Here is a 15,214-nt window from a genome sequence, read left to right on the forward strand (position 1 = left end):
CTATTTTTCTTCCGCCAACATTTTCGCAAGCTGTTTTGGTTCCACATAACCACCAATTACACTACCTGTTTCGGTAACCATATAAGGCGTGCCTGTAACACCAAATTGAATTCCTAAATCGTAATGTTTTTTCACAATATTCGGTGCTTTTAATGTTTTTGGTAATTCGCCATTTTCTGCGTCATTTAATGCTTTCACTTTATCCGTTGCCGTCCAGATTGCTTCCATTTGTCTTGCAGTTTGTGTGTTCATTCCACCGCGTGGGAAAGCTAAAAAGCGAAGGGTAATACCTTCATCGTTATACTCTTTAATTCGTTGATGCACTAAATGGCAGTAATGGCAGGTAATATCCATAAAAATATTTACCACATACTTCTCATTTTTAGCGGGGTAAGTGATCATCTCATTTTGTAACGCATTTAACTCAGCCATTTTGGATTGATGCGTAATATCAGTTACCTTACCATTTTTAAGTTCTAATACTTGGATCTGACCATTTAAGACATAATGTCCATCGTTGCTGATGTAAACCACACCTTCATTTGAACTTGCCGTTTTAAAATTAGGGATTGCCGAATCACTAATGCGAACATTCGTTGCTCCCATTTTTTCAAGAGTTGCTTTTAAATTCGCATCATCTGCCATTACATTTGCAGAGATTAATCCTGCTGAGAATAGGGTAAAGCCTAATTTTGCCATCTGATTTTTTTTCATAATTTCCTACTTCATATTTTAAAGTTTAAGTTTCGCTTGAACGTTTTTCACACGTTCTAAGAAGTTTTTACGATCTTTACTTGCCATACCTGAGCCAGAGCCTGGTAATTTCACGGTCATTGGATTCACAGGTCTACCATTAATATGAAATTCATAATGCAAATGAGGTCCTGTTGAACCGCCCGAATTGCCCGATAGCGCAATCCGTTCCCCTTTTCGCACTGTTTGCCCTTTTTTCACTAATGGTTTACTCAGATGCATATAGACGGTTGTAATATGCCCGTGACGAATTTTAATATAACGCCCAGCCCCTTTAGCTTGGAATGCAACGTGCTCAACTACGCCATCGCTTGGTGCGATAATGGGTGTGCCCATTGGAATTCCAAAGTCTACCCCATTATGCGGACGAACGCGTTTGGTAATGGGGTGCAAGCGACGAGGATTAAACGGTGAAGAAACCCGAGCGGTAAACAACAACGGCTGACGTGCAAAACCTTTGGTTAGCGTTTCCCCGTGATTGCTATAATAACGTCCATCTGATGCTTGGATGGCATAATAGCGTTTATTGCTACTTTCAATCAAAATTCCTTCTACATTACCAATATCAGTCACTGTATCATTGATATATTCTCGGCGAACTAAAATCGCAAAACTATCGCCATTTTTGAGTTTGCTGGTTGCAATTTGTGATTGTAATCCGACCGCTAGTTGCTTGATTTGGCGATCTGATAACCCGACATTTCGTAAACTAGTGGTAAAACTGCCTTGAATCTCCCCTTTTACCACATCTTGTCGCCAAACGCCTTTTTTCTCAATACGTTGGTAACTGAACTTGCCATGTTCTTGGCGTTCGTAAATACGTTCTTCTTTTTCAGAAACCAACCAATTAAGGTATTCTAATTCACCAAAATTGTCTAACACCCAGTAGAATTGTTGTCCTACTTCAAGCTTGCCTAATTCAGGGTATTGGAAAATTAATGCTCTCGCATCATCATCGCCTAAACCTGACTGCTCAAGCACATCGCTTAATTTATCATCCTTGGTAACTACATAGCTAAATTGATCTTGAATACGTAATGCTTCATCCGCAATATTGACAATATCGCTAATCAATTGCTCTGCTTCTTCTGGCAATTTTTCTTGTAATACTTTGGATTTACCCTCCTCACCTTCTTCCTCATCATCTTCAGAGGCTAATTCATCATCGTAAGAAGTAGCATTAGGATCTTCGGTTAAATCTTGTTTTTTCTCTGCTTGTTCAGTGTCTGAATTCGGATTTTCTACGTCATCGATTATATCGTTATCTAAATTATCTAAAATAATGACATTTTCTTGCGATGATTCATTCCGTGGTGTTTGTTTTTTTAATGAAAGGGCAATGCCAATACCAATAGAAAGTACCGCCATCAAAAACAGAAATATTCTAATTTTCTTTTTTTTCCGTCTTCGATCTCTTGCGAAAATAATACGTGACAAAATCTATCCTGTGCGTTTTTTTATGTAAATTTACTGAGAATCTTCGACAAGATTGTAAAAGAAAAATTCCATCTTGTCATTTAGATAAAAATCCGTTAATTTGAACCACCGAATAAATCCCTAAATTTTTCATGAAAACGTATGAAAATCCATCAAATTACACCATTAACCCGCTCAGAAAAATCACCGAACCAAACCAAAGGTGAAGAGTTAGTTTCTCTTAAACAAATTGAAGTGGAATTTAATGGCAATAAGGCTTTGCAAAATATCAACTTAACCATTTACGCCAATAAAATAATGACCATTGTTGGACCAAACGGTGGGGGAAAATCGACATTATTAAAAGTATTACTCAAGCTACTGACACCAACAAAAGGTAAAGTGGAACATAAAAAAGGCTTAAAAATCGGTTATGTGCCTCAGAAATTGCACCTTGATCACTCTATGCCGATTACCGTGAAAAAATTTCTCTCACTTAAGCCTTATTGCAAGCCATCTGCGATTGATGAAGCGTTAAAGCTCTTTTCGATTGAGCATTTAGCAGAAAATAGTATGCAAAAGTTATCTGGAGGGGAATTACAGCGTGTCCTGATGGCTCGGGCAATTTTAGACAGACCCCAACTTTTAGTGCTTGATGAGCCGATGCAAGGGGTCGATATTTCTGGGCAGACAGAACTTTATCAGCTATTAAATAATACTCGCAGTTGGCTGAACTGTGCGATTTTAATGGTTTCGCATGACTTGAATATTGTAATGGCAAATACAGACGAAGTGATTTGCGTGAACCGTCATATTTGCTGTGCAGGAACGCCTGAAGTGATTACCAACGATCCGCATTTCATTCACTTTTTTGGCGATCAGTTTGCTCAGAATGTGGCATTTTACTCGCACCATCATAACCATCATCATAATTTACACGGTGATGTATGTAGTGGGGTTTGTCAGTGTAATTAAATAAATTTCTTCGTATTTACTTCATTCAGTATGAGTATCTCAAGCGGTCAATTTTCTTCTTCGATTTGCTAAAAGTTTGTTAAAAATATGACATTGCTCACAGTTCTCACTCCAAAATTAGAGTATAATTGGGAAGTCCTATACAACCCATACAGGTTAGACTGCTATGCAATATCAATACAAAAACTTTGATGATTGGCTTGCCTCCAGCCCTTTCGGTGGCTCAAACCAAACTTACGTAGAAGAAATTTACGAACAATATCTAGACGATCCGAACTCCATTGATGTGTCTTGGAAAGCCATTTTTGATTCCTTCCCTTCAACCACAGTAGTTGAGCAACCTCATTCTCAAGTGCGTGATTATTTCCGCAAGCTTGCCCGTGAAAATATCCCAGAAGCAGTAACCGTTGTAGATCCAGAAGCAAGCACAAAACAAGTGCGTCTATTGCAATGGATTAACGCATACCGCTTCCGTGGTTACACACAAGCAAACCTTGACCCGCTCAACTATTACCGCTGGAAAACCTCAAGTGTGCCTGAATTGGATTACCATCACCACGGCTTTAGCGAGGCGGATTTAAACGAAACAATGACGGTCGGTAAATATGTGTTTGGTAAAGATACGATGAAGTTTTCCGATCTCGCGAAAGCATTAAAAGAAACCTACCTTGGCACCATTGGGCTTGAGTTTATGCACGTGCAAGATATGACACAACGCAACTGGCTCCAAGCGAAGATGGAAAGCGTGCTGAATAAACCACTTTTCTCAAAAGAAGAAAAAGTAAATTTACTTTCAGAATTGACTGCCGCTGATGGTTTGGAGCGCTACATCGGGGCGAAATTCCCTGGTGCGAAACGTTTCTCACTTGAAGGTTCTGATGCGTTTATCCCAATGATGAAAGAGATTATCCGCCACGCCAGCCGTCAAGGTGTGAATGATGTGGTAATGGGAATGGCACACCGTGGACGCTTGAATATGTTGGTCAATGTACTCGGTAAAAAACCTGGTGAACTCTTTGATGAATTTGCAGGCAAACACGCAGATGATAACCGTACGGGCGATGTAAAATATCATCAAGGTTTCTCTTCCGATTTTGCTGTGGATGATAAAAATGTTCACTTAACCCTTGCGTTCAACCCCTCTCACTTAGAAATCGTAAACCCTGTCGTTGTAGGTGCTGTACGTGCTCGTCAAGAACGAGCGGGCGATAAAACAGGCGACCACGTGTTAGCAGTTACCGTGCACGGTGACTCTGCGGTAACAGGTCAAGGCGTAATGCAAGAAACCTTAAATATGGCAAACTCTCGTGGTTATACCGTAGGTGGCACAATCCGCATCGTGATCAATAACCAGATTGGCTTTACCACGTCGAACCCAAACGATACTCGCTCAACAGAGTTCTGTACTGATATTGCCAAAATGATCCAAGCACCAATCATCCACGTAAACGGTGATGATCCAGAAGCGGTCGCTTTTGCAGCACGAATGGCGGTGGAATATCGTACCCTCTTCAAACGTGATATTTTCATTGATTTAATCTCTTATCGCCGCCACGGTCATAACGAAGCAGATGAGCCATTAGCAACGCAGCCGATGATGTATAGCATTATCAAAAAACATCCAACACCGCGTAAAGTGTATGAAGATCGCTTAGTAGCTGAAGGTGTGATCAATCAAGATGAAGCTATTGCGATGATGAACAATTACCGTGATGCGTTAGACCAAGGCGAATGCGTTGTGCCAGAATGGCGTGAAATGGATATGGCAGCTGTCGATTGGTTACAATATCTCAACTACGACTGGACAGCCCCTTACGAAAACCAATTCCCGCAAGATCGTTTCTTAACTCTTGCAAAACGTGTGGCGGAATACCCTGAAAATGTCAAAGCCCATTCTCGCGTTGAAAAAATTTACAACGATCGTAAAGAGATGGCTGCTGGTAACAAACCATTCGATTGGGGAATGGCGGAAACCATGGCGTATGCGACTTTATTAGATGAAGGCACGCACGTGCGTATCTCTGGTGAAGATGCAGGTCGAGGCACCTTCTTCCACCGCCACGCAGTTGTTCACAACCAAAACGACGGTACAGGCTTTGTGCCTCTTACACACTTACACGCCAACCAAGGGCGTTTCCAAGTGTGGGACTCAGTACTTTCTGAAGAAGCCGTACTTGCTTTTGAATATGGTTTTGCGACCACAGATCCAAAAACCTTAACCATTTGGGAAGCCCAATTTGGTGACTTCGCCAACGGTGCACAAATTGTAATCGACCAATTCATCAGTTCAGGCGAACAAAAATGGGGCAGAATGTGTGGCTTAGTAATGTTACTTCCACACGGCTATGAAGGACAAGGTCCAGAGCACTCTTCCGCTCGCGTTGAGCGCTACTTACAACTTTGTGCTGAACAGAACATCCAGGTGTGTATCCCAAGTACGCCAGCACAGGTTTATCATATGCTTCGTCGTCAAGCGATCCGCAAAATGCGTCGCCCATTGGTTGCCATTACACCAAAATCATTGCTCCGTCATCCACTTGCGATTTCTTCATTAGAAGAACTTACGGAAGGCACATTCCAAAATGCAATTGGAGAAATTGATGCCATTGAACCAAGCCAAGTAAAACGTGTGGTAATGTGTTCAGGCAAAGTGTTCTACGATTTAATTGAAGAACGTCGCAAAAAAGCACAAACTGATGTAGCAATTGTTCGTATTGAACAGCTTTACCCGTTCCCTTACGAAGAGGTAGCAAAAATTCTTGAACCTTATACTCACGTAACTGATTTCGTATGGTGTCAAGAAGAACCTCAAAACCAAGGTGCTTGGTATTGCAGTAAACATAATTTTGAATATGTCATTCCTGAAGGTGCAAAACTTTCTTATACAGGTAGACCAGCTTCTGCTGCACCAGCGGTGGGCTACGCCTCATTACATAACAAACAACAACGTGAATTGATTGAACAAGCCTTAACGCTTTAATTTAGGCTTGAGATAAAAAAGGAACTAGATATGACAACTGAAATTCTTACTCCCATACTCCCTGAATCGGTTGCTGATGCAACTGTCGCAACTTGGCATAAACAAGCGGGAGACCGAGTAACCCGTGATGACGTCTTAGTCGAAATCGAAACCGACAAAGTCGTTCTTGAAGTGCCTGCACCAGTAGATGGAGTACTTGTTGAAATCACTCAAGCAACAGGTGCAACTGTGGTATCTTCCCAATTGTTAGGAAAAATTGATACCGCACAAGCGGGCGATTTTATCCAAAATGTTGCAAATAATGATGTTGAGCCTACTCCAGCAGATCGCCAAAAATCAGCAATTGAAAACGACCATTCAGATGCGGGCTCTCAAGGTCCTGCTATCCGTCGTTTACTAGCAGAACACGGCATTGAAGCGAACCAAGTGCAAGGCACAGGTGTAGGCGGTCGTTTAACTCGCGAAGATATCAACGCTTACCTTGCCAAACGTGAAGCTCAACAAGCCAAAGCGAATATTGCTACCGAACAAAACACTGTGAGCACAGTGGCTTACTCTGCACGTAGCGAAAAACGTGTGCCAATGACCCGTTTACGCAAACGTATTGCAGAACGCTTACTTGAAGCCAAAAACAGTACAGCAATGCTCACTACTTTCAATGAAGTAGATATGCAACCAATTATTAATTTACGCAAACAATATGGCGACAAATTCGAAAAACAACACGGCGTACGTTTAGGCTTTATGTCGTTCTACATCAAAGCAGTAGTGGAAGCATTAAAACGTTATCCAGAAATTAATGCTTCTATTGATGGTGATGATGTGGTTTATCATAATTACTTCGACATCAGTATTGCAGTTTCCACCCCGCGGGGATTAGTTACCCCAGTGCTCCGCAATTGCGATAAACTCTCAATGGCAGACATTGAAAAAACGATTAAAGAGTTAGCAGTAAAAGGGCGTGATGGAAAATTAACCGTAGAAGACTTAACTGGCGGTAACTTCACGATCACTAACGGTGGAGTGTTTGGCTCATTGATGTCAACTCCAATCATCAACCCACCACAAAGTGCAATTTTGGGTATGCATGCCATTAAAGACCGCCCTGTAGCCGTTGATGGTCAAGTGGTTATCCGCCCAATGATGTATTTGGCTCTCTCTTATGACCACCGTTTAATTGATGGCAAAGAGTCTGTAGGATTCTTAGTTACTGTGAAAGATTTATTAGAAGATCCAACACGTTTGTTGTTAGAAATCTAATAGCTTAATTGAAAGAAAATAGGGCGAATAGGAGTTCGCCCTATTTTATACTATACCTATTTAAACCCAAAAGAAAACCTTTCTAGCTCCATCCATACATCATCACTAAATTCTTGCTTCACTGCTTTTTCAAGCTGGGCTAAGTCTTGAATCAGTCTATATAATTTTGCGTAGGTAAAACGCTGGCAGGCTTGAATATAAAAAGCTCGGCGGTTTTGCCAGATTTTCAAGCGGTCAAATTCGGTGCGTAGATTACCTGTAAATAATGGTTGATTAGGCAGCACAGGCGTGGGCGAACGTGTAATTTCTAACAGGATAAACAGCTCTTTTTGAATAATACGCAACAATACGACAGGCTGTACTTCTTCATTTTGTAGATGTTGTAGAATGTGAACCGCACGGCTTGTTTTACCTTCAAGTAAAGCATCAATCCATTGGAATGGGGTAAATTGAGCAGAAAGTTCTACTACTTCTTTCACTCGGTTTAGCGTAATTTTTCCGTCGGTAAAACGCAGTTGGAGCTGTTGAAGAATCTGTTTAAAGGCAAGCAAATTGCCTTCATAGCTATAGCAAAGAAGTTGTGCTGCTTCAGATTCAATCTGCAAATCCATTATTTTCGCACGGGTGGCTAACCAATTAGGTAGCTTTCCTATTTCTGGCGTTTGGCAATTCACTTGCACTAATTGCGACTCAATTTTGGTAAACCACGCCTGTTTTTCGACTGCTTTACTCAATTTAGGTAAGCTGAAAATCAGCAATAAATCACTATGAGCAAGCTGGCTAAGGGTGTCTAGGTGTTTGGCAATTGCAGCGGTCAGATTTTCAGGTAAGTTGAGGATGATGATTTGACGATTAAAAAACAGCCCCATTGATTGTTCCATTTCAAAAATTTCATCCCATTTGGTGTCATTTCCCACAGTAATATCGGTCTTTTCATCAAAACCTTGTGTGCGAGCGGTGTGAATAATCAGATCTTTACTTTCGTTAAGCAGGAGTAAATCGCTACCTGTAAGCAGATAAAACGGAGAGAGGTTTTTAGAGAGTTGCTGAGAAAGTGCTTCTGGGAAAAGTTTTAGCATAAGCGTTAAATCTAGTCTATCTTTCTGTAGGGTGGGCTTTCAACCCACCAGATAATAAAATGGTGGGCAAAAGCCCACCCTACTTTTATTTTTGTTGATTAAGCTCTTTATGCAGCCCCGCCATTTTGATAATCAATTGGCGAGAAGCTTGTTGATACATATCTCGCATAATCATCTCTTGTTCAGCAGATTTTGCCAATGCCGCACGAGAGTCATCAAAGAAGGTGCGATGCACAGAAACTTCTAAAGGATAAGCACCTTTATTTGGCACTTCAATAATCACTTGAACGGTTAAGCTTAATAATTTTTCAGCTTCACGTGCTTGTTTAAATACTGAAACCACTTTGCTACTACTTGAAGCATTTACTAAACGTAATTTAGCAATATTCTCTTGCCCTTTTACCAAAGTAACATCATTTAATTGAAGCTGTTGGCGAAGTGTGCGTGAAATATCGCTATGCTCATCAGCACTTTCAAAGGCTAATGTACGAAGTTCTTGAGGAAGAACCTCATTGTTTTTGAGATGCCAGCCACAAGCGGAAAGCGTTGCTACTGTTGCCACAAGCAGTAATGTTTTGATTGATTTAATCATATAAAGTTACCTTTTTTGTAGAGTATATGGATTAGTACAATCCACGCACGCAATCAAATCGCTACGTGCGTGAACCTTACGGTTCACACACCCTACAGATTATGGTTTCACCACCACATTCAACAATTTACCTGCCACATAAATCACTTTCACGATGTGTTGGCCGTCGGTAAATTTCTTCACGTTTTCATCAGCAAAAGCGATAGTTTTCACGGTTTCTTCATCCGCATCTGCTGCCACAGTGACTTTACCACGCACTTTACCATTTACTTGCACCACAATAAGTTTTTCATCTTCCACCATTGCAGATTCATCGGCTTTTACCCATTCTGCAGTGTCGATCGCTGTTTCATTACCAAGTGCTTGCCACAATTCAAAACAGATGTGCGGAGTGATTGGGTAAAGCATACGCACTACGGCACTTAATGCTTCAGCCATCACGGCACGATCTTGCTCACTTTCAAGTGGTACTTTGGTGAGTTTGTTCATCAACTCCATAATGGCTGCTATCGCGGTGTTGAAGGTTTGACGGCGACCAATATCATCGCTCACTTTCGCGATGGTTTTGTGTACTTCACGGCGAAGGGCTTTTTGATCTGCAGAAAGTGCGGTCACATCTAAAGCCGTTTTTGCTGGATTTTGTTGGTATTGATACACCAAATTCCACACACGACCTAAGAAGCGTTTTGCCCCTTCCACGCCAGACTCTTGCCATTCAAGGGTCATTTCCGCAGGCGATGCAAACATCATAAACAAGCGAACGGTGTCCGCACCGTATTTTTCCACCATTTCTTGTGGGTCGATACCGTTGTTTTTCGATTTCGACATTTTAGTCATACCTGTGTGAACTAGTTCACGTCCTTCAGGATCGGTCGCTTTAATGATACGACCTTTCTCATCACGCTCAAGGGTTACTTGCGTTGGGCTTACCCAAATACGCTCGTTGGTTGGGCTGGTGTAGTAGAACGCATCCGCAAGCACCATACCTTGGCACAATAATTTGGTGGCTGGCTCATCGCTGGTTACAAAACCTGCATCACGCAAGAGTTTGTGGAAGAAACGGAAGTAGAGCAAGTGCATCGTCGCGTGTTCAATACCACCAATATATTGATCCACCGGTAACCAGTAGTTTGCTTCGTCTTTGTCAAGCATTGCTTCGGCAAATTTTGGTGACGTATAACGAGCGTAGTACCAAGAAGACTCCATAAAGGTGTCGAAAGTATCCGTTTCTTTTAACGCAGGCACACCGTTGAAAGTGGTTTTCGCCCAGTTTGGATCAGCCTTGATTGGGCTTTTCACACCGTCCATCACCACATCTTCAGGCAAAATAATCGGTAAATCTTCTAATGGAGCTGGCACTACATCACCGTTTTCAAGGGTAAGCATTGGAATTGGTGCCCCCCAATAACGTTGGCGAGAAACGCCCCAGTCACGCAGACGGTAATTCACTTGGCGTTTGCCCACACCTAATTGTTCGAGTTTATCCGCAATGCCGTTGAATGCACCGTCAAAATCTAAACCATCAAATTCTGCAGAGTTTACTAATTCACCGTGTTCGGTAAACGCTTCTTTGCTTAAGTCAATTTCTTGTCCTGCAAGCGGTGCAATGACTTGTTTGATTTGTAAACCGTATTTATTGGCAAATTCGTAGTCGCGTTGATCATGTGCAGGCACAGCCATCACCGCACCTGTACCGTAATGCATTAATACAAAGTTCGCCACCCAAATTGGTAATTTTTCACCTGTGAGTGGATGAATAGCGAACAAGCCTGTTGCCATTCCTTTTTTCTCCATGGTCGCGAGATCAGCTTCTGCTACTTTGGCGTTTTTCGCTTCTTGAATGAAAGCCGCGAGTTCAGGATTATTTTGAGCTGCGAGTCCAGCTAATGGGTGCGCTGCGGCAATGCCTAAATAGCTCACACCATAGAAAGTGTCAGGGCGAGTCGTGTAAACCGCCACATTTTCATTGGTATCCGCCACGTCAAAGGTGATTTCGACCCCTTCAGAACGACCGATCCAATTGCGTTGCATGGTTTTCACCATATCCGGCCATTGCGGAAGATTGTCTAAACCGCCTAATAATTGCTCGGCATAATCGGTGATTTTAATGAACCATTGTGGAATCTCTTTTTGTTCCACTGGGGTATCACAACGCCAGCAACAACCGTCGTGCACTTGCTCGTTCGCAAGCACAGTTACATCGTTCGGACACCAGTTTACGGTTGAGTTTTTTTTGTACACCAAACCTTTTTTATAAAGCTCCGTGAAGAACCATTGTTCCCATTTGTAGTAATCGGGTTTGCAAGTCGCAATTTCGCGATCCCAGTCAAAACCAAAGCCTAAAAGTTGAAGTTGTTTCTTCATATAGGCGATGTTTTCGTAAGTCCATTTTGCTGGTGCGGTTTTGTTTTTAATTGCTGCCCCTTCAGCAGGTAAACCAAATGCATCCCAACCAAAGGGTTGCAACACGTTTTTACCCAGCATACGTTGATAGCGTGAAACCACATCGCCGATAGTGTAGTTACGTACGTGTCCCATATGCAGGCGACCTGATGGGTAAGGGAACATAGAAAGACAGTAATATTTCTCTTTTGATTCGTCTTTGATCGCTTTGAAAACTTTATTTTCTGCCCAGTATTGTTGAACCTTCGGTTCAATTTCACTTGGATTATATTGCTGTTGCATAAACTTTAACCTTTACTTTAAATTAGAAAAAATTGCCGTGATTCTACCGTAAAAACGTAGGTTTTTAAATTAGTAATTTTCCGTATAAGATTTGTTTCAAAATAGGATTCACCAATGTGGCAAAACTAAACTACTTAATCAATGCCTTAAGCTGCTTTAACTTCTCTTCTTTACTCATTGCCTGTTCAGCAACTTTATTTAAATCATCCACCAAATGCGGTTGCATGGTTTCTCCCTGTACATAAACAGGTTTCGCTTCTGAAATTTCTTCAGCATATGCCATGAGTTGCTCAAGCCATTGCAGTTTTTCTGGGTCATCGTGATAAGTTTGAGATAACGTTTCGATTGATTGGGCGAACTGCTCTGCTTTGGCATCAATCTGCTGATTGCAATATTTCTGCCATTTGACTTGCTCTGCTCGAGTTAGGGTTTCAGGATAATGGCGAGCACGATAATGGAATAACAATTGTTCCACACGCGGATCGGCAAATTTTAAACCGTGATGTGCTAACTCTTCGGGCTTAAGTGTACGTAAAATTGCCATATTATTTTTATCTGCAGGCGAGAAAAAACCATCATAAAGCGTGGTTTCCACATTCTCACTTGGTGCAAAAGTGCGTTCATCGCTAAAAATTTCGCTCACTTTTTGGCGTAATAAACTTTTATGCTGTTTTAATACTTTTAAATTTTGCAGACAAAGTTCGCGATCGATACCTAAACGAGCTGCGTTTTCGGGTAAAAGTACTTTCGCAGGGGCTAAAATTGGGCATTTATTAATATGCACTAATTTCAACGGTACAGGCAATTCGCCTTCGGCTAAATTTTCACGCTTGGTGTAAAGACGAGTTTTGAGGGCTTCAGCATCATCATTCAGTAAACCTTGAATATCGCCCGATAAATCGCACACAATGACGGCGTTTTTATTGGTTGGATGCCACTCAATCGGCACTACCCACGCAGTATTACCACGATAATTACCAAGCATACCTGATACGTGTACAAGCGGTGTCATTTCGCCCGTATCTATCAAACTTTCTACTTCTTTTTTGCCACGATGTTCAAAGAAATAATTGAACAATTTAGGTTGTTTCTCTTTAAGTAATTTCGTCATTGCGATAGTTGCATACACATCCGCCATCGCATCGTGGGCATTTTCGTGCTCAATCCCATTCGCTTTGGTAAGATTTTCCAATTTAAAATTAGGAATCCCCTCTTCATCAGTAACCCAATTGATGCCATCTGGACGTAACGCATAGCACGCTCGTACCACATCTAACAAATCCCAACGCGAATTGCCGTTTTTATAGCTGTATTCATAAGGATCAAAAAAATTACGAAAGAAGGTATAACGTGTCATTTCATCATCATAACGGATATTGTTATACCCCATCACACAAGTATTAGGCTGGCTAAATTCAGCGTGAATTTTTGCAGAAAATTCGGGCTCTGACAAACCCTCTGCATTGCATTGTTGAGGCAAAATCCCCGTTACCATAACTGCTTCAGGGGCTGGCAGATAATCAGGTGTTTGTTTGCAATAAAACATGACAGGTTCGCCAATGATGTTGAAATCGCTATCGGTGCGAATGCCTGCAAATTGGGCGGGACGATCCGAGGCAGGATTAACGCCAAAACTCTCGTAATCGTAGAAAAAGAAGGTTTGGTTTTTGTTCATAGAATGTCACTTGCTTAAAATAATTGGCATTATTGTAACATATTGAAATCACGATGAAATACGCAAAAAAAAGCCCGTAATCAAAAATCGAAAACGGGCGGAGGTCTTATTAAGAAAATGAAAAAAACTTTGCTGATAATTTCAATCAGTTAGCGATTTATCTGACTAAGTCATTTTTATAAAGTTCACTATTTTTTCAAAAAATGTAAAAAAATTTTTAAACTTGCAATAAGTGATTGTTTTATCAACAATCTTTTTGTTCTTTCGCCTCTTCTTGCACGCGTTGGCGGAAACGTCCTGCGGCGAAGTGATAGAACGGTTTCGGGCAGAAATAACGAGAGACCATTGAAGCGATAAGGCTACCAACCAATACCCAAAACAATACGGGCTGACTTCCTGTCATTTCCATCACAACGACACTGGCGGTAATTGGGGATTGCGTTCCGCCTGCAAGAAAAGCAGCCATACAGAGCAACACCAACAAACGCTGATCGACAATCCCGCCTGTAAGCGTTGCAATTTCCGCCCCAATGCCTGCACCAACAGTTAAAGATGGTGTGAAAATCCCGCCTGCAATGCCCGTCCAGTAAGTGGTTACCGTTGCAAAAAGTTTGGCAATTCCAACCGCTTGTGGTTCGATAGTTTCGCCACTTAATGCTCTGCTCACGACTTCATAGCCTGTGCCATAGGTTTGCCCGTTGGTGTAACTGCCAAGCCCTGCCAATACCAAGCCTAAAATTAATGCCATATAAATAGGATGGCGACGAACCCAACCACGAATTTTAGCAGGCGAAACGCCTGCCACGCCTTTTGCCAACAAGCGGGCAAATAATCCCCCTATAATGCCACAAATCACCCCGCACAATGCAACCCATAAAATCATTTTAGGCACAGTTGTAGCCCCTTGATATTGCGGGAAATAGGGGTTATTTCCTTCAATCGCCACCAAAATAAAACCTGAGGCAAGCACGCCAAGTACAACACGTCTACCCCAACGGAGCACCATTCCTCGACCTAATTCTTCAATCGCAAAAATCACACCTGCAAGCGGTGCATTAAATGCCGCCGCTAAACCACCGCCTGCCCCCGCTGCCATCAGTTCGTTTGCCGTTAAACCTTTAAACGCATAGCCATGCTTATGACAAAAATTTCCCCAAGCTAACATGACAGCAGCACCTACTTGCACTGAAGGACCTTCACGCCCTACCGATGCACCAATTAACATTGCCAAAAAAGTAAGTGGAATTTTCCAAATCGTCTGCCAAAAAATCACCAAACGACTTTTAAGCGAACCGTGCGGCAGGCTCATTGAAGCAATCACTTGCGGAATACCACTGCCCGATACATAAGGTGTATATTTTGCGGTAAACCACGCAAGTAACGCCATTCCAAGCGGTAAAATAAACCAAACCGCTAGCGGATATTTTGCTGCCCAAATGCTATTCCAATGCAAACCAAGTTCGGCTAATTTAGCGAAACCCAATGCCGAAAGCGAAACAAAACTTGCTCCGATAAGCAGACAAGCAAATTCAATGCTTTTACGTGAAATGCGATTCGTTTGGCGAAGTTTTTTGTGTAATCCTCGCCGAAATTTTGTGATAAAGGATTTTAGATACTGGGTCATCATATTCGTGAATACCATAACGAGAAGAATTTAGGCTTTAGCATAAAACGAATAGCAAAATTTTCTAGTTAATTCGATCAAATTTCTAGCATTTTTGTAAGAAAATGTAAAAAATCCCCCATTCATTGCGGAATTTCTTGTAAAATAAGCAACGATTTTTTATTAAAAATTGATC

10 protein-coding genes are annotated in these 15,214 nt (G+C 41.7%); 3 read left to right on the forward strand and 7 right to left on the reverse strand.

What is annotated here, in order from left to right; all coding sequences use genetic code 11:
* Together dsbC and mepM are read right to left on the reverse strand one after the other, a co-directional pair.
* Positions 1-714: a bifunctional protein-disulfide isomerase/oxidoreductase DsbC gene (gene dsbC, locus B0185_RS10120; RefSeq protein WP_005706722.1), complete on the reverse strand. Its 714-nt coding sequence runs from the start codon at positions 712-714 to the stop codon at positions 1-3.
* Positions 715-732: 18 nt separating this feature from the next.
* Positions 733-2,121: a murein DD-endopeptidase MepM gene (gene mepM / locus B0185_RS03655; protein ID WP_005706702.1), complete on the reverse strand. Its 1,389-nt coding sequence runs from the start codon at positions 2,119-2,121 to the stop codon at positions 733-735.
* A gap of 210 nt (positions 2,122-2,331) precedes the next feature.
* Between mepM and znuC the strand changes: the two genes are divergently transcribed.
* The 3 genes from znuC to odhB all read left to right on the forward strand — a co-directional run bounded on the left by znuC (position 2,332) and on the right by odhB (position 7,384).
* Positions 2,332-3,144, forward strand: a complete 813-nt coding sequence (gene znuC, locus B0185_RS03660; protein ID WP_005706701.1) for a zinc ABC transporter ATP-binding protein ZnuC — start codon at positions 2,332-2,334, stop codon at positions 3,142-3,144.
* A 166-nt stretch (positions 3,145-3,310) separates the two neighbouring features.
* Complete coding sequence (sucA, locus tag B0185_RS03665) at positions 3,311-6,124, forward strand: 2-oxoglutarate dehydrogenase E1 component (RefSeq protein WP_005706649.1); 2,814 nt, start codon at positions 3,311-3,313, stop codon at positions 6,122-6,124.
* A 30-nt stretch (positions 6,125-6,154) separates the two neighbouring features.
* Positions 6,155-7,384, forward strand: coding sequence for a 2-oxoglutarate dehydrogenase complex dihydrolipoyllysine-residue succinyltransferase (odhB, locus tag B0185_RS03670; protein WP_005706700.1), 1,230 nt, complete (start codon positions 6,155-6,157; stop codon positions 7,382-7,384).
* Positions 7,385-7,440: 56 nt separating this feature from the next.
* On the opposite strand, the gene holA is transcribed toward odhB, so the two are convergent.
* The 5 genes from holA to B0185_RS03695 form a co-directional block, all read right to left on the reverse strand.
* Positions 7,441-8,463 (reverse strand): DNA polymerase III subunit delta, encoded by a 1,023-nt coding sequence (holA, locus tag B0185_RS03675; RefSeq protein WP_005706680.1) that lies wholly within the window; start codon positions 8,461-8,463, stop codon positions 7,441-7,443.
* 85 nt (positions 8,464-8,548) lie between these two features.
* Complete coding sequence (locus tag B0185_RS03680; protein WP_005706706.1) at positions 8,549-9,055, reverse strand: LPS-assembly lipoprotein LptE; 507 nt, start codon at positions 9,053-9,055, stop codon at positions 8,549-8,551.
* Between the two features lie 99 nt (positions 9,056-9,154).
* A complete protein-coding gene (gene leuS, locus B0185_RS03685) occupies positions 9,155-11,740 on the reverse strand; it encodes a leucine--tRNA ligase (protein ID WP_005706654.1) in 2,586 nt (861 codons plus the stop codon).
* Positions 11,741-11,870: 130 nt separating this feature from the next.
* A complete protein-coding gene (gene sbcB / locus B0185_RS03690) occupies positions 11,871-13,415 on the reverse strand; it encodes an exodeoxyribonuclease I (RefSeq protein WP_005706694.1) in 1,545 nt (514 codons plus the stop codon).
* Positions 13,416-13,659: 244 nt separating this feature from the next.
* Positions 13,660-15,042: a chloride channel protein gene (locus B0185_RS03695; RefSeq protein WP_005706736.1), complete on the reverse strand. Its 1,383-nt coding sequence runs from the start codon at positions 15,040-15,042 to the stop codon at positions 13,660-13,662.
* Between the last annotated feature and the right edge of the window lie 172 nt (positions 15,043-15,214).

The sequence above is a fragment of the Haemophilus parahaemolyticus genome (assembly GCF_002015035.1).
Taxonomy (GTDB): Bacteria; Pseudomonadota; Gammaproteobacteria; order Enterobacterales; family Pasteurellaceae; genus Haemophilus_A; species Haemophilus_A parahaemolyticus.